This is a genomic window from Vibrio mytili (genome assembly GCF_049563345.1).
Taxonomy (GTDB): domain Bacteria; phylum Pseudomonadota; class Gammaproteobacteria; order Enterobacterales; family Vibrionaceae; genus Vibrio; species Vibrio mytili.
The window spans coordinates 167,361-189,923 of sequence record NZ_CP110481.1 but is presented as its reverse complement, the minus strand read 5'-3'; the positions used below and the strand labels follow the sequence as shown (position 1 = coordinate 189,923).

Genomic DNA, 22,563 nt, shown 5'->3' with positions numbered 1-22,563 from the left:
ATAGTGGCAAATACGGGCACACTTCTTATTGTTTTATATAACAAAGAAATATCAGATTCGAGCACTTACCACAGTCTCATCAACTATGCAGGTAGTTTGCAAACCGTAGATCTTCTTATTTGGAATAATGGGCCCAATGAGATAAGTAAACATCTAGACGAAAAAGACACCCAAAAGTTTAAGAGCGTTACCATCCGGGAAGATCTCTCAAATGCGGGCCTCGCCAAAATTTATAATTATGCGTTAGGCTTTAGACAAAATGATTATTGCATCTTCCTAGATGATGACTCCGACCTATCTACTGACTATATTGAATCGGTGCTAAAAACCGATCGAACTGCCTGTGCCGTTCCTATTCTCACTCACAATGGTGCAGTTCAAAGTCCAACACTTAAAAAGATGAAAGTGGAAGGAACGACATTACCAGAGGATCGTAGTCGATTTAGAGCCGTTGGCAGCGGTGTAGCAGTAGGGACAAGTGTCGCTCATAAATTAAGAGCCACTTACGGCAGTGTTTTTGATGAACACTTTTTACTCTATGGTGTTGATACGACATTTTTCATTCGCTTAGAACGCGCTGGGCTTCTTGAACACCTTTGTGTAATCCCTGGGTTTGAACATTCGTACTCTCGCCTTTCTACAGAACCAGACGCTATTAGTGACTTTAGAAAAAAAGAACGAGCCTATGATGAAGGCCTCAGAGCAAGGTACTACAAAAGCAAATCAAGTTTGATCGTATACACAATACGCACAGGATTAAAAAGCTTAAAAAACCGCCTGTACGGCAGAGAGGACCTAGAAGGGTATATATTTAAAGCGATTATGACTGGAAAACATTATAGAGATAAGCAATAACCCTGCATATCTCCCTAGAGTAAGCATCATTGACGATGATACCAATTCGTCAATGATGCTACACCGGAATATTTCGATTATTTCTCGAATTTATTCAGACACTTACTCATCAAGATCACAAGAATTTTTTAGCAAAATCCGCAGCCTCTTGATTGAATACAACCTTCTCTTCTTTAATTTTATTGCGGTAAAATTCAAAATCATCCAGTGCGCGATCAAAGTGAGTAAATACGTCTTTAACTAAAGAGCTCACATTGTCAGTGAACCCGGCACCAGACTCATTCAGTTTATACTTCTTAGGAACGGCTATATCTACTGCATTCCCTGCACTACCCTTTTCACCCGTGATGACGATACACTTTGCCATTGCAGCTTCACGAGGAATACGATCTTTACCCGGATGGTTGCCAAAATCGATATAAACCTTACTCTTGGCTAGTAAGTCAGCAACTTCCGATGCGGTCATATTCTGAATCGGCACAAACTTTACTGACGGCATGGCTGATATTAATTTATTTGTTGTTTCGATACCTTTTTTAGGGTTGTAGCAAATAATATTTTCTTTTAGCTTAATATCAACTTCTCGGTTTAAATGCTCCTCACCAAGATAATCACTCAAGTGGAACACATCCGTAATACCATGTTGATTCAAAAATAACTCACCGTAATAGCTTTGGGTTAAATGTGAGTATTTCTTTAGCTCATTCATCGGTAAAAACTTTGGCTTGTTTGTCACATTACGTCTATACCAATGTTTTATATGCTTGAACAACGTATTGGGGTGAGACTTAAAGTAGTTATCTACTGATAGCCACCAAACTATTTTTCTTTTCCCTTCCACCAAGTTTAAGTACTTTGTTGCCGCCTCTGGTACCACAACAACAGCATCTCGGCACTCTTCAACTCTCGCTAATGGTGCATTGTAATGAGCATACGCGGACGGAGTTTGATGCGTTTCCGTAAAAGGGTAATACAGCACTTTAGCGTCAACATCTAGCCGGGTCAGAGCGTCAACAAACTGATGAATCAACTCTGGACCACCAGTGACACTGTTTGCTGGACAGAGAACAATAACTTTATCCATGGTTCAAGCATTTCCTTCCATATCAAGCACTTTGTTTAATGCACTTCGTATGACCTGGTGCATATCGTAGTATTTATACTCAGCGAGTCGGCCACCGAAAATTACATTTTCAGACTCTTCTTTTGCCAACTGTCGATATTGTTTAAATAACGCCATATTTTTTTCATCGTTTACCGGATAGTACGGTTCGTCACCAGGTTTCCACTCGGAAGGATACTCTTTGGTAATGATAGTATGCGCCGTTTCTACTGGATCAAAGTGCTTGTGTTCAATGATTCGAGTATAAGGTACGGTGCGTTCTGTATAGTTAACAACCGCGTTACCTTGAAAGTTAGCGGTATCCATTCGATCATTTTCAAATCTTAAAGAGCGGTACTCTAAGCGCCCAAGTTGATTATCAAAGTATTCATCGATTGGTCCGGTATAAATCACCTTGTCAGCCATTGATTGAAAGTGATTTTTGTCCGATAAAAAGTCTACACCTAATTGAACTTCCGCCTTTTCTAACATCTTTTCAATCAGCTTGGTGTATCCCCCAATTGGAACCCCCTGATAACGATCAGAAAAGTAATTGTTATCATAAGTTAAACGTACCGGAAGACGGCGAATGATAAAGGCAGGAAGCTCAGAACAATCTCGTCCCCACTGTTTTTCCGTGTACCCTTTTATTAAGGCCTCATAAATATCACGCCCTACCAAAGAAATCGCTTGCTCTTCTAAGTTGGTCGGCGTTTTATCCGCCATTTCAGCTCTTTGTTCACGCAATTTTTCTTCGGCTTCAGCGGGTGTAGTCACTCCCCACAACTGATAAAACGTGTTCATATTAAAGGGTAAGTTATATAATTTTCCTTTATAGTTAGCTAACGGTGAGTTGGTAAAGCGGTTAAACTCCACGAGCTCATTAACATAATCCCATATCGCTTTATCATTCGTATGGAAGATATGAGCACCATATTTATGTACTTGAATGCCGTCATTATCTTCAGTGTACACATTGCCGCCAATATGCTGTCGACGATCTATCACCAGCACTGAGCGTCCTAGCTTTGTCAGCTCATTAGCACATACGGCACCAAATAACCCCGCACCTACTATTAAATAATCATATTTCATAACTTTATTCCGAAGCGTTTTATTGCTATTGAACGATTCCGTAAGTAATTTGAGTTGTTTATTGAGAGCAACGTCTCAAAATATCCACCAAAGCGTTCATTGAAGAGATGATAAGTCCAAGGCTACTTTTCACTAAAAGCTCATTCGGGCCATATTAACAATAAATCCAATTAACCTAAACTCAGTGAACACACGGTCTAGTAGGAATAAATAAAATGCCCCGTAATTACGAGTAGAAAAATCATGACGAGATAAAACTACTGCCAAAAACTTACCTAGTGATGTCAACAAATTTGATGATATGGATGCAAAAATAAACAATATTTAGATTGACCATGTAGGATACATATCAAACCGAACCAGTTAATACTGTAGCGAAAAACTCAAATTCACTACAGTGGCTGAATATTACAGAGAAGCATGCCTTCACTATCTTTCATAGAGAGCTTTGGAGCAAGCTGATCCGTTAGAGGCCACTCGACCCCTATCTCTGGATCATCCCATGCGATAGAGACTTCTGCTCCGGGGTTGTAATAATCAGTGCACTTATATACAAACTCAGCCTCTAGGCTGGTGACATAAAAACCATGCGCAAACCCTTCCGGTACCCAGAGTTGACGTTTATTTTCTGCAGACAAATATTCTCCGACCCACTGGCCATAAGTTGGAGAGTTTTTACGGATATCAACAGCCACATCAAACACTTCACCAGAGATAACGCGTACTAGCTTTCCTTGCGTGTTCTCTTTTTGAAAATGCAGTCCGCGTAAAATACCACCTTTGGACTTCGAGTGATTATCTTGAACAAATTGAACCTTTTTACCAACAACTAGCTCTTCAAATTTTTTTTGATTCCAGGTTTCCATGAAAAAACCTCGCTCATCGCCAAACACTTGGGGTTCGATAATTTTAACATCTGGAATAGCGGTTGACGTTACCTTCATTCTTGATATGCCTTTATGTTTTTTAAAGCTTTTTTCCACAGGCTTGGTTTAACTGAGAAGACTTCTTCTATCTTGCTGCAGTCTAGTCGAGTATCCAATGGCCTTTTGGCGGGCAATGGGTATTCTTGGGTGGGGATTGGATGCACTATCATTTTTTTACCGTCATCTAATGAAGATGAAACGTTAGAAAAAATTTCTTCCGCAAACTGATACCAACTAACGTGAGGCCATCCAGAATAATGATAAATACCAGACAGATCCTCTTCAGTGTTCAACATCCTGTCCATCATACTAATCAACGTATGAGCAATGTCTCCAGCATAGGTTGGAGCACTCACTTGATCATCTACCACGCTAATTTCGTCTCGCGTCTTTGATAATCTGAGCATGGTCTTCACAAAGTTATTACCAATTTCCCCGAACACCCAGGAAGTTCGAAGTATTGCATAGCGAGAAGACATAGCCATAAGCTTTTGCTCTCCCTGAAGTTTACTTTCCCCATAAACATTTTGTGGGTTAGTAATATCTTTTTCGGAATAAGGCTTATCACTTTCACCATCAAACACATAGTCGGTTGAAATATGCAGCATAATTGCGTCCACATGAGACGCAGCTTTAGCAAGGTTTTCAACAGCATCGACATTGACGGCATAACACTGCGGCGAATTTTGTTCAGCGTCGTCGACGGCTGTGTAGGCTGCCGCGTTAATAATCACATGCGGTTGCACCAACTTAACAGTAGAAGCAACGCAATTTGCATTCGTGATATCAAGTTCTTTTCGATCAAAAGCAAACAACTCAACATCAGTTCTCAAATTTAGTTTCGACACTAAACTGGTGCCTACCTGACCATTGCAGCCAGTCACGATAACTTTAATCATTTTTTGTGTCCGATACTAAGCGCAAAAGATATTGACCATATTCATTTTTTGACATTGGAGTCGCGATACGTACCATGTCTTCATTTGATAACCAACCATTGCGCCAAGCAATTTCTTCTAAGCAGGCAACTTTTAGCCCTTGAACTTCTTCAATGGTCTGAACAAACGAGGAAGCTTGATGCAAGCTCTCATGCGTACCAGAGTCTAACCACGCAAAACCTCTTCCTAATAACTCTACATTTAGTGAGCTATCTTCTAGATACATTTGGTTTAAAGCGGTAATTTCTAACTCGCCCCTTTCTGACGGTTGAATCGTTTTCGCCCAATCAACAACACGATTATCATAGAAATATAAACCAGTGACTGCATAATTAGACTTAGGGACTTTAGGTTTCTCTTCGATTGTCCTAGCTTTCATCTCTGAATCAAATTCAACTACGCCAAAACGCTCTGGGTCTTTTACCTGATACCCAAAAACTGTCGCGCCTGTTTTTTGGCCTGCGGCACGTCGCAATACCTGAGAAAAGGATTGCCCATAAAAAATATTATCGCCTAAGACCAAGCAAACCGATTCTTCACCGATAAACTCTTCACCAATAATAAACGCTTGAGCCAGACCTTCCGGCTTTTCTTGCACGGCATACGTCAACGAAATACCAAAATCAGAACCATCGCCAAGCAAGCGCTTAAAACCATCCTGATCTTCTGGTGTGGTAATTATCAAGATGTCTTTGATGCCTGCGAGCATGAGTACAGACAACGGATAATAAACCATTGGTTTGTCATACACTGGTAGTAACTGTTTTGATACACCACGTGTTATCGGATAAAGACGGGTCCCTGACCCACCCGCTAGTACAATACCTTTCATTTAAATCCCGCTATCGATTAGTTTCCAAGACGCTCTAGACTGTATGATCCATCTAAAACACGCTGCCACCACTTTTCGTTTTCTAAATACCATACGACGGTTTTACGCAACCCGGTTTCAAAGGTTTCCTGTGGTTTCCACCCAAGGTCGCGCTCGATCTTCGAGGCGTCGATGGCATATCGCACATCATGTCCAGGGCGGTCTTTAACAAAAGTAATCAAGTCACGGTAGTACGCAACGTCCTTTGGCTTTTCCGGAACCAATTCCTCGAGCAACTCACACAGCGTGCGCACAACCTCAATATTGGCCTTTTCGTTATGCCCACCGATATTATAGGTTTCACCAATATTACCTTCTGTCGCGACCTTATATAGGGCCCGTGCGTGATCTTCAACAAATAGCCAATCACGAATTTGCATTCCGTCACCATAAACTGGCAGTGGTTTACCTTTCAGCGCATTCAGAATGATTAACGGGATCAGTTTCTCAGGGAAATGGAATGGACCATAGTTATTGGAACAGTTGGTTATCAGGCTCGGAAAGCCATAAGTGCGCTGCCATGCTCTCACCAAGTGATCGCTGGACGCTTTTGACGCAGAATAAGGCGAAGATGGTGCGTACGGTGTCTCTTCGGTAAACAAGTCATCGGTGCCTTCTAAATCTCCGTAGACTTCGTCCGTTGAAATATGATGGAAGCGGAACGCGGCTTGCTTTTCTGTTTCAAGTTGTTTCCAATAGGCTCGCGCTACTTCTAACAACGTATAAGTGCCAACAATATTGGTTTCAATAAACGCGGCTGGGCCATCGATTGAACGGTCAACATGTGATTCTGCTGCCAGATGCATGATCACATCAGGTTGGTACTGTGCAAAAATACGCTCCAACCCAATGCGATCACAGATATCAACTTGTTCAAACGCATAGCGCTCATTACATTCCACTTCAGTCAGTGACTCTAAGTTACCAGCGTAAGTCAGTTTATCGACGTTAACAACAGAGTCTTGAGTGTGATTAATGATGTGACGTACGACAGCAGAACCAATAAATCCTGCACCACCAGTAACTAATATCTTCATTTTGATAATTGTCCAACATGAGATGAATCAACGCATTCTACGCCAAGCGAACATGCCTGATAAATAATGGGGAAGTATAACAAATTTAGCGAGTCGCTGGTGAGTCTTCCATGGCCCGAATGATGAAACATTCTTCAACGAAACTGAACCGCATGTTCGGCTCCACTCAGCGAACGGATGATTCATAACCTTTAACAACCGCATCAAACTCGGTTGGTTGCCAGTGGATTTTGCACTTTGCCAATTCTTTTTGAAATGAACGATGTAACCTGTCTAGATTACTCTGTCTCCAGCTCGAACCCGGTGTTTGAGCACACTTATCGAAATCAATGATCCATACCGTATCATCTGCATCGATGAGAATATTATGGATATTCAAATCCGTATGATTCACGCCTGCGTTATGCATTTTTGCAATCTCTTCGCCAATACGCTCATACATTTTTGCCGATAAACTCTGCTCTTGAAGGATACCAACTAAGTCTTTCGCATGTGGAATACGTTCACTCAGTAAGTCAGCTTGATAGGTTAAACCCATTTTTACCGCTCTTGCGGCGATCGGCTTGGGTACGTTCACGCCCGCTTTCGTCAGCGTAAGTAACAGCTGAAACTCTTGCGCACTGCGTGTGTTTTCCCAACCAGAGAACCAGTAATTGTCTTTGACTAGTTTGCCAAACAATCCACCACGTCGATAATGCCGTAAGGCCGCTTGCATACCTTTGAGCTGGACAAACCAAGTCGTACCGCGCCCAGTAGCACTGCCAACCACCGCGCCTTCCCGTTGCCAATAATCGATATCAAACAGGGATTGTACTGGGTCAGAAACGCTGGATTCATCGTACCAAATTCGGAGGTTATTCTGTTGGAAAAGCTTCATGATATACCTTAGCTGAGAAATGCATGTCCAAGTTCCCTCACGAATCAGGCATTCGCTTGTAGATAAACTTTTTGCATCAATGAATGGGCTATACAGTATGTTACCTTGTTCTGATTCAGGGACCAATCAAAGCAATAAGAAAACTGATACAGCTCAAGCGAAGTAGTACGGACGTTTAAAAATCTCAAGTAAGATCACTATTATCAAACAAGCTTTGGTACACTTAGCACACTGATAGATATCCTAATATTTCTAGTCGAAAGGTTCATCATGAAGATAGCACTGATTCACATGCGTCACGCCAAGGTTGGTGGCACAGAGCTCTTTTTAAATCAATTGTCTAAGTACCTTTGTGAGCAAGGTGAAGAAGTCACTGTCATTTGCCGTTCTCACGAAGAGCCGAGCCATCCAAACATCAAGTTTGTTCAACTCAAACCGTGGAGCTTAGGCAAAGCTCATCGTGCATACCGTTTTGCGAAAGCGGTTGAAAAGCATGTCGCAGAAAGCGATTACGACATTGTCTACGCATTAGGGAAAACCTGGACACACGATCTGATTCGCGTTGGTGGTGGTACACGTAAACACATCGTTAAACTGAGAAAAGACCAGCGGCCTACTCCGCGTGATCGCGTTTCGATGTACATTGAACAAAAAGCACTAACTTCTGAAAACAACCTGTTTGTGGTGTCGAACTCCCACAAAAGCAGCACTGAAATCATGGAAGACTATGGCGTTGACGCAAATAAAATCGCGACGATTCATAATGCTGTTGATCTTAACCGTTTCTCTCGTGAACGTTGTGCAGAACAAGTTGCACAACTCAAACAGAAACTTCAACTTAATGATCAACATCCGATTTTTCTATTTTTAGGCTCAGGTTACAACCGCAAAGGTCTAGAGCCCACACTGCGAGCATTCAGCTTGCTAAAGCAACAAGCCAGCTTAGTGATTGTCGGCAACGAGCAACATCCACAACCTTATAAAGACCTCGCTAAATCGTTAGGTATTGAAGACAAATGCCATTTTTTAGGCAAACAAGGCAATCCTGAAGTGTTCTTTAGTATGGCGTCTTGCTATGTGTTCCCAACCAAGTATGAACCGTTTGGCTTTACCGCCATCGAGGCACTCTCGAGCGGCTGTCCGGTGATCACAACCGTCGATTGCGGGGCAAAAGAGGTGATGAACGACAGCGTCAGTACCATTCTTGAAAAAGACTACACCGTTGAAAAACTGGCCGAGGCAATGACATATTGGGCAGAAGAAGCGAAGTCAGACGAGTTCCGTAACGCATGCCGACAGTCCGTCGCTCCACTCGATGTGAATAACATCATGGAGATGAACTATCAGCTGATAAAAAAAGCATGGCAGAAAAAGCAACAAAAGTAGACACCGTCCAATTAGCGTCAATACAAATTCACTCAGAGAGCAGTTATATGCTCTCTTTGCTTTTTGGGTCGCGACTTAGTTCCATCAACGCAAGGCTGGTTACTCGCTCTGCCGAAATCGATTGAATGGCTTTGTTCTCTTCATCAGGGAACACACACCAAGAGTGATTGGTGCAGTGGTACCACTCCTGCAAAGGAATATAAGGTGAGGTTGCGCCCCAACTTCCTACATTCCAGCCCCAAATCATCACCATTGGGACTTTCAACATTTGGAATATATGGCACGGTCCGCAATCATTGGCCAGAGTGATTCGCGACGAGTTAGCGATATCCACTAACGTCTGGATACTCGGAGATTGGACAATTTCATAAGGACAGTCTTTGAGGCACGCTTCTACGACTGCGGCTTTATCACACTCTTGCGGCCCTAAAATCACCGTGATGGTCTCAATACTTTTCGACGTTTGATAGATCGTCTTCGCCGCCTCACAATACTTTTCTATTGGCCAGACTTTGAACTCACCTGCTCCACCCGCTGGTACTATGGTCAAGCGCGACTTGGTTTGTTGAGCAGAATCTTTACTGCCGAGCATATTAATAATGCTCGTGTCGTACTGTGTGCCAAACACCACATTACCTAACTCTAAGTTATTGTTTGCAACGTACTGCTTGCCTTTTTGCGTGAACACGTGTTGGCTGTAGAACCCAAATTTATCCAGCAGTTTGGAATTGCTAAACGCATATTTTTCTTTCACTTTTGCCAAAAATAACGCGGCGTGAACGCGCTCCGATCCGGAGTAGATGTTGAATACTTTATCAAACTTTTGGGCGTTGAGGCTCGAGACAATTTTGAATATGCTCCAACCTTTGTAGTTAACAATTTTTTCAGCAAGTCCCGCAGTCACAAGCAACTCACTGTTGCTGGACTTGGTATACACCGTTATCTTTGCGTCTTTAATTTCTTTTCTGATTGCACAAAGTAAGGGAATTTGCGTTGTGATATTGCCAAATTGGGCTCTGTGTGGAACGAATACAGCCACGTTTGTCATTAATATATCCACCTGATATACAAAAAGCATGACTGATAGTCACCAGAAATGCCGAAAACTTGATCATTAACCGGACGCCGGACTATATCAAAAATTGACATGGTATTTACATTCAGAACGAATTTTTTGAAGAAGAAAATGCAAAAACAAAACCAAGCTCAAATATTGGCACCACTAGGCTGTGGGTAAAAGCGACAGTGGCTGCACGATTGAAATAATATGCGCCTAAGATAATAAGAAAGTTTTGCAATTTAATGATCAACCCGTGGAGGATACTTGCACTATCCGGAGATTCTCTTAGAACTCGGCATCTTGAGGTGATTAGGGTATACATTCATTGGATGCAACTGCATAATTCAATTATTAACAATCACTTTTTTGCAATCATGAGCCTTTTTACGACACCTCCGAAGAAAATCTGTATTCTAAGACTCTCGGCTATTGGCGATGTGTGCAACACCATTGCGGTGGTACAAGCGATACAAAAGCACTGGCCGAGCACAGAAATCACGTGGATAACCGGAACGTTGGAAGCACAATTACTCCAATCTATTCCAAACATTAATGTGGTGGTGTTTGATAAAAAGAAAGGTTTAAAAGAGTACTTTCGGGTTTGGCGAGCGTTAAAACCTATTCGCTTTGATGCGCTGCTTCACATGCAGTATGCCATTCGAGCCAGCCTTCTGACCGTCGGTATCAAAGCCAGATACAAACTGGGCTTTGATGCGAAGAGAAGCCAAGACGGTCAGCGTTTGTTTACCAACGTGAAAGTTCCGTCGCCGTCCTCTTATCATGTATTGGATGGATTATGCCAATTTGCCACGACCCTTGGTGTGCCAGCATTTGTGCCTGAATGGTCACTGAACTATTCTGAGCAAGCAGCAAACTGGGCAACTACGCACCTCTCCAAAGGTAAGCCTAATCTAGTGATCGTACCCGGGGCGAGTAAGGCGTACAAAAACTGGACAGCAGCCGGTTACGTAGACGTGATTGATTATGCGGTGGCGAATAACTTGAATGTCATTCTTGCTGGCAGCCCTGCACAAGTGGAGAAAGATCTTGGTCAAAACATTGAGCGACGACTGGATGTACCTGTTACGAACCTGATTGGCAAAAGTTCGCTGCTGCAAATGTTAGCACTGCTTGATAAAGCCGACCTTGTTATCGCTCCGGATACAGGACCGACACATATGGCTAATGCGATGGGGACACCAGTGATTGGACTCTACGCCCATCATAATCCTGAGCGCACAGGACCTTATAATTATCGTGATTTCGTCGTATCCGCCTATAACGAAGCGCTCTGGGCAGAAACCCAAAAACAACCAGATGAGGTCGACTGGAGAACCCGAGTTCAGGATGAAAAAGCGATGCAAAGAATCACCAGCGAACAGGTCATCAACATGCTAGATAACATGTTGCCTACCCTTCAATCTGAGCAAGTCAACGCATGAATATTTGTCACGTCAACTTAGCTTCCGGTTATCACGGCGGCGAAAACCAAACTCTTCAGCTCATCAAGCAACAGGTTAAGCAGGGTTACCATCTCACCGTGGTCGCCAATCCGAAAAGCCCGTTTGCCGATGCGATTCGCCAATTAGATGTGAAACTCGTGCTAGCGACACATTTTACTAAAGCGCACGCTAAATCGATTACCAAAGATTGTGCATTAATCCATGTTCATGAAGGCCGAGCCATTTACTGGGCGCTGATTCAACATATGCTGTTTGGCACACCCTATATTGTGACGCGCCGCATCGATAACACGCTAAAAAAGAAGTGGTTGGCGAACCTTGCTTACTCCAAAGCCGCTGCGGTTGTGGGGCTGAGTAAAGAAATTGTACACAAAGTGAAAGATGCTTACCCAAAGCTCACTACGTATAGAATTCCCAGCTCTCCAGTCAACTACCCGACCAACAAGGAGAATGTTGCCAACATCAGGCAACGCTTTGCTGGCAAGTTTTTGGTTATTCACGCGGCAAACATGTTGGAACATAAAGGTTTTGATGTATCTATTGCCGCGGCCGCCAAGCTAATTGAAAAGTCAGAGTTACCCATCCATATTTGTTTGCTGGGCGACGGGCCTGAGCGCACAACGCTTGAATCGCAGGCTGAAGGGATCACGAATGTGAGCTTTGAAGGCAAGCAAAGCAATATGGGGGACTGGTTTGCAGCGGCAGATCTGCAAATCCACCCGTCTTACACCGAAGGACTCGGCTCGGTGATCTTGGAAGGCATGGGAGCAGGCTTGCCTGTTATTGGCTCTCGCGCTGGCGGTATTCCGGATATCATTAAACACGAATTTAATGGTTTGTTAGTTCCGCCAGGCGATGCGAACGCGCTCGCCAAAGCCATCATGACCATCGCACGTGACTCTAAACTTCGTCAGCGATTGATCAAAAATGGCCAAGAGAAATTGAAAACCTTCGACATAAGCTACACTGCTAATCAATATGCAGACGTTTACGAGAACACTTTGCGATGAAAAAAGTCATATACCCAGGAACCTTTGATCCTATTACCAACGGACACCTTGATTTAATTGAGCGTGCTGCGGATATGTTCGATGAAGTGATTGTCGCGGTCGCTGAGAGCCCAAGTAAAAACACCATGTTCACTCTCGAAGAGCGTGTTAATTTTGTTAAAGGCGTCACCGCACATTTAACCAATGTCTCTGCTCAAGGCTTTTCTGGCTTGATGGTCGATTTTGCTCGAGATGTTAATGCCAATGTACTGATTCGGGGCCTCAGAACCACTGTGGACTTTGAGTACGAGTTCGGCTTAACTAATATGTATCGCCGATTATTGCCTGGCTTGGAAAGTGTTTTTCTCACACCCGCTGAAGAATACGCATTTATCTCATCAACCATCGTTCGCGAAGTTGCGATTCACGGCGGTGATGTCAGTGCCTTTGTTCCACAGATTGTTGCGGATGCCATGCACAGCAAAAAGCTGAACGGATAAACCTAAATAAAAAGCCTGAGATACGATACAAACGTTTGTCAGGCTCCTTTCTTCCGGTAACTCACCGTTCAAATACACTCACTCCTGACAGTCATCACAAAAGAACGTATTTCGCTGACCAATTTTTAGCTCTTGCAACGGCTCACCGCATTGCGGGCAAGGCTCTCCAGCTTTCCCATAAACCAATAACTCTTGAGCAAAATAGCCTGGTTTTCCGTCAGCTTGAGCGAAGTCTTTAAGTGTCGTTCCACCTTGTTTGATGGCAATGGCGAGTGTGACTTTGATATTTTCTACCAACAAACTCCACTCTTGTGCCGTGACTTTACCAGCAGGTCGGGTGGGATGAATGCGGGACTTAAACAGCGATTCATTAGCGTAGATATTCCCCACACCAACGACGACTTTGTTATCCATAATGAACTGTTTGACTGCGACTCGCTTCGCTTGGGCTTTTTCGGCCACGTACTCCGGGTTGAACGCCTCGGTTAATGGTTCAGGCCCGATATGCTCTAGTACTGCATGGGATTCACCCGGCGCACACCAGAGCCAAGCGCCAAAACGACGCGGATCGTTATAACGCAGAATTTTGCCGTTGTTCAGTTTAAGATCAACATGATCGTGCTTTGCCGCAGGAAACTCCGCATCTAGCACCCGCAGTGACCCCGACATGCCCAAGTGCACAATCGCGGTTCCTCTGTCGGTTTCAATTAATAAATATTTAGCGCGGCGGCTAATGGTGCGGATGACTTGGCCTTCAAGCAGCTTTAGCTCCTGAGGAATGTCCCAACGCAATTTGGGCGTTCGAAACGTAAATGACTGAATCGTCTGTCCGACTAGGTGTGGGCTAATCCCCATTCGGCTGACTTCTACTTCGGGTAATTCAGGCATGTTTGGCTCCATTTATCCACTTGATTCCGCAATTTGGGTTAGCATAATCGAAATGCAGAAAGAGATATACGGAAGGTTTTTAAGGTTACTCGAACAATTCGGGTTATTCAGGAAGCAGGTAATTGCCATCGACCGAAACCGCAATCCATTGTTCTTGCCAGTTTTTGAAAAGCCAAAAGTTTTTAAGGCGATAAAAGGTCACACGTTGCGGCTCTTCAATACCTTGATACCAAATTTCGATGGTTTCTGGGGCTTTTAGCTCAGGCTTCAACTGTTGGTATTGCTCAGCAGAAAGCTCGGTTCCTTCCAAAGACTGCCAGCGAGACACCAGTTGTTGCGCAGGAATATTGGCTTTAATGTTCGATTGCCACTGCCCGTCAATGTTCTCTAATTCCCAACCACCGTAGTAAATTGCACTCACCTCATGATCGGAACGTAACAAGTTCGGATAAGAATCAGCCTCTTCCGATAACAAGTAGGTTTTGATCCACGTCGGCGCATTTAAAATAACAATAAATGCGATGATGCCAAGCATCAGAATATTGTTCCATCGGCGGCGACGAGCCGGACTAATGCGCATTTTTTTATATCCGAGGTTAAGTGGTCTTAAGATTATAAGATCCTAGGTTCCTAGGTGCTAGGGGAAAGAAAGGTACTAGGTCCTAGGTCCTAGGTCCTAGGAAAAGATTACGGATTACGGAATACAGACTACGGAATATACCTATCTGTAGTCCGTACTCTGTAAGCGAAGCGCTCCGTATTCCCTAAAACCACAAACACAATCCCCTAAGTGCTAAACACAGAAGATTCAGCAAACTCCACCTAGGACCTAGGATCCTAGCTACCTAGAACCTTGTAAAAAAAAACCCAGCTCGAGAGCTGGGTTTTTCAATACACTAAAGAGACGGAATCAATTACTTGATTTTTGCTTCTTTGTACATAACGTGCTGGCGAACTACTGGATCAAATTTCTTGATCTCAAATTTGCCTGGCATGTTACGCTTGTTCTTATCAGTTGTGTAGAAGTGGCCTGTACCTGCAGAAGATACTAGACGGATTTTCTCACGAACGCCTTTCTTTGCCATTGCTTATTTCCTCTTAAACGTTTTCGCCACGTGTACGCATGTCTGCAAGAACGGTATCAATACCTTTCTTATCGATGATGCGCATACCTTTAGCAGATAGACGTAGTTTAACAAAACGTTTTTCGCTCTCTACCCAGAAACGATGAGTTTGTAGGTTCGGCAGAAAACGACGCTTAGTAGCATTTCGTGCGTGTGAACGGTTGTTACCCGTTACTGGACGCTTACCAGTTACTTGGCATACTCGTGACATGAATGTCTTCTCCAAAATCGTTTCAGCTCGATATCAACCTTGGTGGCCGAACCTCTCTATTTCTTGGAAAGAAGTTAGAGGTTAAGAACCGCTATGGAAAATCCATACAAGGCTATCAAAGGTCGCGCATTATACTAACTTGATATGCATTGCTCAAGACCCGAACAGATCCTTTTTACAGGTTTTCGTGATCTTTTTTTAGACAGCAGATTTTTTTAGCAGTCCAAGCTGAATTCAGTTAAAAATTTAGTGGCGTGGATGATAGCAGATTTTTAGCAACTAACAACCTAAAAAACGCACAGTTATATCCACCCTCTTTCTGCAAAAGAAACACTTTCTCCGTCACCGATGACGAAATGGTCCAAAATACGAATATCCACCAGCGCTAACGCATCAATTAAACGACGAGTAATTCTTCTATCGGCTTGGCTAGGCTCTGCCACTCCAGATGGATGATTATGCGCTAAAATCAAAGCTGCTGCGTTGTGATGTAAGGCTCGCTTAACCACTTCTCGTGGATACACAGACGCCGCATCCAATGTTCCTTCAAACAAGATTTCATCTTTTATCACTCTATGCTGGTTATCTAGGAAAAGAATGTAAAATGCCTCTCTTTGTCGATCTCTTAATATAGAAGAAAGATATAACTTGGTCTGTTCCGGACTGGTCAGCGCATCCCCACGCTTTAAAGTTTCCGCCAAATAACGCTGCGTCATTTCTAAGACCGCTTGGAGTTGCACGTATTTGGCTTGCCCTAATCCTTTGTGTTGGCAAAATTCTTTTTCTGACGCTGAGAACAACTGTCTTAAAGACCCAAAATCCTGAATAAGGAAGTCGGCCAGTTCGAGTACATTCATACCTTGCGTTCCAGTCCGGAGAAAAATCGCCAGCAGTTCAGCATCACTTAATGCTTGAGGGCCGCGCTGGAGTAATTTCTCTCTCGGCATCGACTCACTCGGCAGAGCTTTTAGTATCATCAGGCTTCTCATTGAAGATAAACAGCCCTTATTGCACAAAATAAAGCACTAAAGTCGAGCTCATCGTGCGCTTTTTTCGTGTCATTATGGCTTTCTGTGTAATTTAGTCGTTCATCAATAGTGATAATCTCCGACTCAATCGAGAGCTTCTATCATCGTGGTGAGAAAGCTTAAGTGAGGGCACTTTTGAGTTTAGTCTTGCATATATCTCTCTATTCTCTGTTCCATATATAAGGTTCAGAACACCCTAAAACGGTGAGTATTATGCTCAGCAAGAGATAAGCAGACGATGAGACTTTTGGTAGTTGTGCTAAAATCGTCGCCAGAAAAATTGGAGATCTCACATGCAAACACTCGCAGGAAAGAAAATTCTACTCGGCATCAGTGGCGGCATAGCTGCATATAAATGTGCGGAGCTAACGCGTCGTCTCATCGAAAGAGGCGCGCAAGTTCAGGTTGTGATGACTAAAGCCGCCAAGGAATTTATTACCCCTCTTACCATGCAAGCCGTCTCAGGTAATCCAGTCTCTGACAGCTTACTCGACCCTGCGGCTGAAGCTTCAATGGGACACATTGAACTCGCCAAATGGGCCGATATCGTTCTACTCGCGCCTGCCACGGCGGACTTAATTGCGCGTATGGCTGCCGGCATGGGCAATGATTTACTGACCACCTTGGTACTTGCCACTGATGCGCCAGTTGCGGTATCTCCTGCGATGAACCAGCAGATGTATCAAAACGTCGCGACACAAGAGAACATTGCAACCCTGGCACGTCGAGGCATGCACATTTGGGGACCGGCAGCTGGCGAACAAGCCTGTGGCGATGTGGGTCCGGGCCGTATGTTGGAACCGATGCAGTTGGTGCATTTATGTGAGCAATTCTTTCAGCCAAAACTTTTGGCAGGAAAATCAATACTGATTAGTGCAGGACCGACGCGCGAAGCACTCGACCCGGTGCGCTACCTAACTAACCACAGCTCTGGGAGAATGGGCTATGCATTGGCCAGTGCAGCGGCTCAAATGGGCGCGACAGTGACTTTAGTCAGTGGTCCAGTAAGCTTAAACACGCCAAGTGGTGTTGCGCGTATTGACGTTTCAAGTGCGCAAGAAATGTATGACGCGGTGATGGAAAATGCCGTCAGTCACGATGCCTTTATCAGTTGCGCTGCGGTGGCGGACTATCGCCCTCAAGACGTGGCGTCTCAAAAATTGAAAAAGACAGAAAACAACGATCATATGGTCATCAAAATGGTCAAAAACCCTGATATTGTGGCCTCGGTTTCCGCATTGACAGAGCAACGTCCATTTACGGTTGGTTTTGCTGCTGAAACCAACGATGTCGAAACGTACGCACGTGGTAAATTAGCCAAGAAGAACCTCGACATGATCTGTGCAAACGATGTATCGGTTGCAGGCCAAGGCTTTAACAGCAGTAACAATGCGCTCACGCTGTTTTGGCCAGAAGGTGAACTGACTCTCGCTTTGGAATCAAAAGAAGCCTTGAGCTTTAAAGTTCTGGAAAAAATGCACGAACTTATGTAACTAAAGCTTCAATTTTTGTCAAAAACTGGCATAAATTTGCTACGCACATGACAATTGAGAGCGTTAAATCTCCCATTCCGCTCTCAGTAGTCTAGTTTGATGCAGCATAGCGTCTTATAATCCCCTCCGCTCAACTTTGTATTTTGAAAGGAAGTAACTAATGGCCGGTAGTAGAAAATCCAATCGTCGTGAAGAGATCTTACAAGCATTAGCAGAAATGCTTGAGTCGACCGACGGCGCTTCCCGCATTACTACGGCAAAGCTGGCAAAACAAGTCGGTGTATCTGAAGCCGCACTATACCGCCACTTCCCAAGTAAAGCCCGTATGTTTGAAGGGTTGATTGAGTTCATTGAAGAAGCGTTAATGACGCGTATCAATCGCATTTTGGACGACGAGAAAGATACCTTAGAGCGCATCCGCATGGTGATGCATTTGATTCTTGCTTTTTCAGAACGTAATCCAGGTCTAACACGTATTCTTTCTGGCCATGCTTTGATGTTCGAAAATGAACGTCTACGTGAACGCATTAATCAGTTGTTTGAACGCATTGAAACCCAATTGCGTCAGATCCTACGCGAGCGTAAGCTACGTGAAGGTAAATCTTTCCCTGTCGAAGAACGAATTCTTGCCGCGCAAATTTTGGGGCAAGTAGAAGGCAGCCTGAACCGCTTTGTACGCAGTGACTTTAAATATCAGCCAACTGCAAACTTTGACGAGTACTGGGCTCTGCTAAGCGCACAAATTAAGTAAAGATTATGAGTAAAGACAACCTTAAACAGCCTGAATTTTCTCTTTCCCTTCTTCATCCTCGTAACTGGGGAGTCTGGCTTGGTTTTGGTCTGCTGGCCATCGTCGTCAATATTCTGCCTTATCGCCTATTGCTGTCATTAGGTCGCGCTGTCGGTAAGCTGGGCATGCGCTACGGCAAAAGTCGTGTCCATGTAGCAACGCGCAATCTGGAGCTCGCGTTTCCAGACAAAACGCCAGAAGACGTTCAAGCCATCGTGGAAGAGAATTTTAAAAACACCGGCATGGCGTTGATTGAAACGGGAATTACGTGGTTTTGGCCTACCTGGCGTTTTAAAACCCTTATCGTAGAGAAAGATCTCGATGCTCTGAGGCAAAAAGATGCCGAAGGCAAAGGGGTGCTACTGTGCTGCGTTCACGCTTTAAACTTAGAGATAACGGCGCGAGCCTTTGCCGTACTTGGCGTTCCCGGTTATGGCGCATTCCGTCCGCACGACAATGATGCTTACAACTTTATTCAATACTGGGGGCGTACGCATAACGGCAACAAGTTAATTGACCGTAAAGACGTGAAGAAGATGATCCGCGTACTACGCAGCGGCGAGCGTCTGTTTTATTTACCGGATCATGACTACGGCCGCAATAAATCGGTTTATGTGCCTTTCTTCGCCGTAGAGGATGCGTGTACGACCACAGGAACCAGCATTCTGGCGTACACATCAAAATGTGCCATCATTCCGGGCTCAGGCTTTCGCAATGCACAAGGAAAATACGAGATCATCGCTGATAAGTGCATCGAAGCCGATTACCCACAAAAAGACGAAGTGGCCGCTGCCGCCTACATGAACAAGTACGTTGAAGAAGTGATCCTGCGTGCGCCTGAGCAATGGATGTGGCTGCACAAGCGCTACAAGACCATGGCGGATGAAAACGTACCGAAAGGGATTCGTTATAAATAAGGGCTAGGGGAAAAAGGTCCTAGGTTTAAAAAGGTCTTAGGATCCTAGGTTCTAGGCCCTAGGGAAAGGATTTGGGATTACGGATTACAGGAAAAGATTATCCCGTTTTCAGTACTCCGTAATCTGTATTCCAAACAGCAAAAACAAATACCGACAAAGGCACACCGAAGCCTCGTGTACCACACCTAGGACCTAGGATCTGTTTTTCCCTAGGACCTTCTCCGTATTCCGTAATCTGTAAGCGAAGCGCTCTGTATTCCAAAACAGCAAACACAAAGCCCACCGTTTATCTCTTGAGTTGCAGCGCGCTAAACCTAGGACCTAGGACCCTAAAACCTGGGACCTATGTTTACTCCCCTAGGACCTTGTTTTAAATCCCATATTGCGCACGGTACGCTTTCACCGCATCGAGATGTTCTGTTGCGTTGCCTTTTTCTTCAAGGTAAGTGACCAAATCACCTAAACTGACGATAGAAACAACCGCGCAGCCGAAATCACGTTCCACTTCCTGAATCGCAGACAGTTCGCCTTTGCCTTTCTCCTGGCGGTCAATCGCCACCAACACACCCGCTAAGTCAGCGCCATTAGCTTTGACGATTTCCATCGATTCACGAATGGCTGTACCTGCCGTGATCACATCATCCACCAGCATGATACGGCCTTCAAGTGCAGACCCAACCAAGTTACCACCTTCGCCATGGTCTTTGGCTTCTTTACGGTTAAAGCAGTAAGGCGTATCGATATCATGGTGATCCGCCAGAGCAACTGCCGTCGTTGTCGCAATTGGGATGCCTTTGTATGCTGGGCCAAATAACACATCAAACTCGATGCCTGAATCTGCTAGAGCCGCGGCATAAAAGCGGCCAAGACGCGCTAAGTCACGACCTGTATTGAAAAGACCAGCGTTAAAGAAGTAAGGGCTTTTACGGCCTGATTTCAAAGTAAACTCACCAAACTTAAGAACTTCTTTCTCAAGTGCAAACTCAATAAATTCACGCTGGTATGCTTTCATTATTTTCTCTCGATTTTCAGTTTTTATGGATATCAGTATCTAGGTCCTAGGTCCTAGGTCCTAGGTCCTAGGTCCTAGGAATACTTAAAAAAATAGCTTCCTTAACGGGAAGCTATTTAAACAATTAATTTTCTAACGCCGCCTTCTGCGCCGCGACGATTTCGGTAATCCCGCCTTTCGCCGATTCTAGCAATGCCATCAGCTGTTCGTGGCTGAACGGTTCACCTTCTGCCGTGCCTTGGATTTCGATCATCTTGCCTTCTTCTGTCATGACAACATTCATGTCAGTATCAGCCGCAGAATCCTCGACATATTCAAGGTCACATAAGACATCATCACCCAGCAATCCAACAGACACAGCCGCTACATGGCCTTTCATCGGGTTAGCTTTTAGCTTGCCGTTATCAACCAGGTGTTGGAACGCATCGGCCATAGCAACGCTTGCACCACTGATTGATGCCGTACGTGTACCACCATCGGCTTGGATAACGTCACAGTCAACCGTGATCATGAACTCACCCATGGCTTTTAAGTCCACCACGGCACGTAAGCTGCGAGCAATAAGACGTTGGATTTCCATCGTGCGGCCGCCCTGCTTACCACTGGCCGCTTCGCGACGGGTACGAGAGTGCGTAGCACGTGGTAGCATGCCATATTCTGCTGTGACCCAGCCTTTGCCTTGGCCTTTTAGCCAGCGAGGAACCGATTCTTCGACGGTCGCATTACACAACACTTTGGTGTTACCGAACTCAACTAGCACAGAGCCTTCAGCATAAGCTGTGTAGTTTCGGGTCATTTTGATTGGGCGAACTTGGTCCGCCTTGCGATCGTTTGGACGCATGGGCATCTACCTTAAATAATGAGGAGAAGACGATTTGGTTGGGCGGGGATTATAACGGAATCAATATCGAATTCATAGGTTACACATTCGCCACACCGTAAACATTTCCCCTCCTCCCCCGCGCACCCACCTCTGCTCCGTGATACACTCTTTAAGTAATTTTCAAAAATTGAAGACAGGAAAATTCGATGATTTACAGTATGACGGCGTATGCACGCAAAGAAGTAAAAGGCGATTGGGGTTCTGCGGTATGGGAAATCCGCAGCGTTAACCAACGTTACCTAGAAACCTACTTTCGCATGCCAGAGCAGTTTCGCGCACTCGAGCCAGTATTGCGTGAGCGTTTTCGTAAGCGTTTAGCCCGCGGTAAAGTGGAATGTAACCTTCGCTTTGAAGCTAACCCAGCCGCAAAAGGTGAACTCAGCATCAATGAGTCACTGGCTAACCAAGTGATTAAAGCGGCAGAACAAGTGATGCATATGACGGGCGAACTGAGCCGCATCAACCCATTCCAAGTCATGCAATGGCCAGGTGTCATGGAAACGCCAGAGCAAGACATGGATACCGTCAATAAAGCATTGCTAGAAGGCTTTGAAGAGGCACTCAGCGACTTTATTGAAGCTCGTGGTCGTGAAGGCGACAACATGAAAGCCCTGATCGAGCAACGTTTAGAGGCGATCACTGCAGAAGTGGTGAAAGTGCGTGCGCGCATGCCTGAGATTTTAGAGTGGCAACGTGAACGTTTGTTCTCCAAATTTGAAGACGCCAAAGTGGAATTAGATCCATCGCGTGTTGAACAAGAGCTTATTCTATTGGCACAAAAGTCTGACGTAGCTGAAGAACTGGACCGCCTTGACTCTCACGTTAAGGAAGCCACCAATATTTTGAAAAAAGGTGGCTCAGTAGGTCGTCGTCTCGATTTCATGATGCAAGAGTTCAACCGTGAATCGAACACCCTCGCGTCTAAATCCATCAGCACCGACATCACCGCATCTGGCGTTGAGTTAAAAGTGCTTATTGAGCAAATGCGTGAGCAGATCCAGAATATTGAATAACGTTCAACTTATTGTTTAACGTTCTACAAAGCCCTTGATTAAAAGGGCTTTGTAGTTTTAATCGTCTATAAATATCCATGAAATTCATCAACAGCCACGAATAAG

At 44.5% G+C, this 22,563-nt stretch carries 25 protein-coding genes; 9 read left to right on the top strand and 16 right to left on the bottom strand.

Annotation, left to right across the window (positions count from 1 at the left end; all coding sequences use genetic code 11):
* Positions 1–3: 3 nt before the first annotated feature.
* A complete protein-coding gene (locus ONE56_RS00885; protein WP_041156216.1) occupies positions 4–855 on the top strand; it encodes a glycosyltransferase in 852 nt (283 codons plus the stop codon).
* A 115-nt stretch (positions 856–970) separates the two neighbouring features.
* Here ONE56_RS00885 and ONE56_RS00880 read toward each other — a convergent pair whose 3' ends face one another.
* The 7 genes from ONE56_RS00880 to ONE56_RS00850 all read right to left on the bottom strand — a co-directional run bounded on the left by ONE56_RS00880 (position 971) and on the right by ONE56_RS00850 (position 7,701).
* Positions 971–1,939 carry a hypothetical protein gene (locus ONE56_RS00880; RefSeq protein ID WP_041156217.1) on the bottom strand — a complete coding sequence of 323 codons (969 nt, stop codon included), beginning with the start codon at positions 1,937–1,939 and terminating at the stop codon, positions 971–973.
* A 3-nt stretch (positions 1,940–1,942) separates the two neighbouring features.
* Positions 1,943–3,052: a UDP-galactopyranose mutase gene (glf, locus tag ONE56_RS00875; RefSeq protein WP_423840079.1), complete on the bottom strand. Its 1,110-nt coding sequence runs from the start codon at positions 3,050–3,052 to the stop codon at positions 1,943–1,945.
* Positions 3,053–3,444: 392 nt separating this feature from the next.
* Entirely contained in the window at positions 3,445–3,996 is a 552-nt protein-coding gene (gene rfbC / locus ONE56_RS00870) for a dTDP-4-dehydrorhamnose 3,5-epimerase (protein ID WP_041156219.1), read from the bottom strand.
* Positions 3,993–4,877: a dTDP-4-dehydrorhamnose reductase gene (gene rfbD, locus ONE56_RS00865; RefSeq protein ID WP_331437222.1), complete on the bottom strand. Its 885-nt coding sequence runs from the start codon at positions 4,875–4,877 to the stop codon at positions 3,993–3,995. Before rfbD ends, rfbC begins: the two co-directional genes overlap by 4 nt.
* Positions 4,870–5,748 (bottom strand): glucose-1-phosphate thymidylyltransferase RfbA, encoded by an 879-nt coding sequence (gene rfbA, locus ONE56_RS00860; protein WP_041156220.1) that lies wholly within the window; start codon positions 5,746–5,748, stop codon positions 4,870–4,872. Before rfbA ends, rfbD begins: the two co-directional genes overlap by 8 nt.
* A 17-nt stretch (positions 5,749–5,765) precedes the next feature.
* On the bottom strand, positions 5,766–6,824 hold the full coding sequence (rfbB, locus tag ONE56_RS00855) for a dTDP-glucose 4,6-dehydratase (RefSeq protein WP_423840078.1): 1,059 nt from the start codon (positions 6,822–6,824) through the stop codon (positions 5,766–5,768).
* A gap of 166 nt (positions 6,825–6,990) precedes the next feature.
* Complete coding sequence (locus ONE56_RS00850; RefSeq protein ID WP_423840077.1) at positions 6,991–7,701, bottom strand: 3-deoxy-D-manno-octulosonic acid kinase; 711 nt, start codon at positions 7,699–7,701, stop codon at positions 6,991–6,993.
* Between the two features lie 270 nt (positions 7,702–7,971).
* Here ONE56_RS00850 and ONE56_RS00845 point away from each other — a divergent pair, with 270 nt between their 5' ends.
* On the top strand, positions 7,972–9,087 hold the full coding sequence (locus ONE56_RS00845; RefSeq protein ID WP_041156223.1) for a glycosyltransferase family 4 protein: 1,116 nt from the start codon (positions 7,972–7,974) through the stop codon (positions 9,085–9,087).
* Between the two features lie 43 nt (positions 9,088–9,130).
* Here ONE56_RS00845 and ONE56_RS00840 read toward each other — a convergent pair whose 3' ends face one another.
* A complete protein-coding gene (locus ONE56_RS00840) occupies positions 9,131–10,135 on the bottom strand; it encodes a glycosyltransferase family 9 protein (protein WP_331437225.1) in 1,005 nt (334 codons plus the stop codon).
* 386 nt (positions 10,136–10,521) lie between these two features.
* Between ONE56_RS00840 and ONE56_RS00835 the strand changes: the two genes are divergently transcribed.
* From ONE56_RS00835 to coaD, 3 genes are read left to right on the top strand one after another with little or no spacing between them, the layout of a single operon-like run.
* Positions 10,522–11,589 (top strand): glycosyltransferase family 9 protein, encoded by a 1,068-nt coding sequence (locus tag ONE56_RS00835; RefSeq protein ID WP_423840482.1) that lies wholly within the window; start codon positions 10,522–10,524, stop codon positions 11,587–11,589.
* Positions 11,586–12,620 (top strand): glycosyltransferase family 4 protein, encoded by a 1,035-nt coding sequence (locus ONE56_RS00830; protein WP_423840076.1) that lies wholly within the window; start codon positions 11,586–11,588, stop codon positions 12,618–12,620. The genes ONE56_RS00835 and ONE56_RS00830 overlap by 4 nt, the downstream gene beginning before the upstream one ends.
* A complete protein-coding gene (gene coaD, locus ONE56_RS00825; RefSeq protein ID WP_041156226.1) occupies positions 12,617–13,099 on the top strand; it encodes a pantetheine-phosphate adenylyltransferase in 483 nt (160 codons plus the stop codon). The genes ONE56_RS00830 and coaD overlap by 4 nt, the downstream gene beginning before the upstream one ends.
* Before the next feature lie 78 nt (positions 13,100–13,177).
* Here coaD and mutM read toward each other — a convergent pair whose 3' ends face one another.
* The 5 genes from mutM to radC form a co-directional block, all read right to left on the bottom strand.
* The gene (gene mutM / locus ONE56_RS00820; RefSeq protein ID WP_423840075.1) at positions 13,178–13,987 is read right to left on the bottom strand and encodes a bifunctional DNA-formamidopyrimidine glycosylase/DNA-(apurinic or apyrimidinic site) lyase; all 810 of its coding nucleotides are present in this window, start codon (positions 13,985–13,987) and stop codon (positions 13,178–13,180) included.
* 103 nt (positions 13,988–14,090) lie between these two features.
* On the bottom strand, positions 14,091–14,567 hold the full coding sequence (locus ONE56_RS00815; RefSeq protein WP_331437227.1) for a hypothetical protein: 477 nt from the start codon (positions 14,565–14,567) through the stop codon (positions 14,091–14,093).
* A gap of 334 nt (positions 14,568–14,901) precedes the next feature.
* Positions 14,902–15,072 (bottom strand): 50S ribosomal protein L33, encoded by a 171-nt coding sequence (rpmG, locus tag ONE56_RS00810; RefSeq protein WP_004410866.1) that lies wholly within the window; start codon positions 15,070–15,072, stop codon positions 14,902–14,904.
* Between the two features lie 13 nt (positions 15,073–15,085).
* Complete coding sequence (rpmB, locus tag ONE56_RS00805; protein ID WP_041156229.1) at positions 15,086–15,322, bottom strand: 50S ribosomal protein L28; 237 nt, start codon at positions 15,320–15,322, stop codon at positions 15,086–15,088.
* 302 nt (positions 15,323–15,624) lie between these two features.
* On the bottom strand, positions 15,625–16,299 hold the full coding sequence (radC, locus tag ONE56_RS00800; RefSeq protein WP_041156230.1) for a RadC family protein: 675 nt from the start codon (positions 16,297–16,299) through the stop codon (positions 15,625–15,627).
* A gap of 344 nt (positions 16,300–16,643) precedes the next feature.
* Between radC and coaBC the strand changes: the two genes are divergently transcribed.
* From coaBC to ONE56_RS00785, 3 genes are all read left to right on the top strand, one after another.
* Positions 16,644–17,843, top strand: coding sequence for a bifunctional phosphopantothenoylcysteine decarboxylase/phosphopantothenate--cysteine ligase CoaBC (gene coaBC / locus ONE56_RS00795; protein ID WP_423840074.1), 1,200 nt, complete (start codon positions 16,644–16,646; stop codon positions 17,841–17,843).
* 160 nt (positions 17,844–18,003) lie between these two features.
* On the top strand, positions 18,004–18,594 hold the full coding sequence (slmA, locus tag ONE56_RS00790) for a nucleoid occlusion factor SlmA (RefSeq protein WP_041156232.1): 591 nt from the start codon (positions 18,004–18,006) through the stop codon (positions 18,592–18,594).
* 5 nt (positions 18,595–18,599) lie between these two features.
* Complete coding sequence (locus ONE56_RS00785; RefSeq protein WP_423840073.1) at positions 18,600–19,550, top strand: Kdo(2)-lipid IV(A) acyltransferase; 951 nt, start codon at positions 18,600–18,602, stop codon at positions 19,548–19,550.
* Positions 19,551–19,647: 97 nt separating this feature from the next.
* Here the strand turns inward: ONE56_RS00785 and ONE56_RS00780 are convergent, their stop codons facing one another.
* The 3 genes from ONE56_RS00780 to rph form a co-directional block, all read right to left on the bottom strand.
* Entirely contained in the window at positions 19,648–19,824 is a 177-nt protein-coding gene (locus ONE56_RS00780; RefSeq protein WP_164833049.1) for a hypothetical protein, read from the bottom strand.
* 96 nt (positions 19,825–19,920) lie between these two features.
* Positions 19,921–20,562, bottom strand: a complete 642-nt coding sequence (pyrE, locus tag ONE56_RS00775; protein ID WP_423840072.1) for an orotate phosphoribosyltransferase — start codon at positions 20,560–20,562, stop codon at positions 19,921–19,923.
* A 124-nt stretch (positions 20,563–20,686) separates the two neighbouring features.
* Positions 20,687–21,403 (bottom strand): ribonuclease PH, encoded by a 717-nt coding sequence (gene rph / locus ONE56_RS00770; protein WP_331437231.1) that lies wholly within the window; start codon positions 21,401–21,403, stop codon positions 20,687–20,689.
* Between the two features lie 188 nt (positions 21,404–21,591).
* On the opposite strand from rph, the gene ONE56_RS00765 reads away from it, so the two are divergent.
* Entirely contained in the window at positions 21,592–22,458 is an 867-nt protein-coding gene (locus ONE56_RS00765; protein WP_423840071.1) for a YicC/YloC family endoribonuclease, read from the top strand.
* Positions 22,459–22,563: the final 105 nt, after the last annotated feature.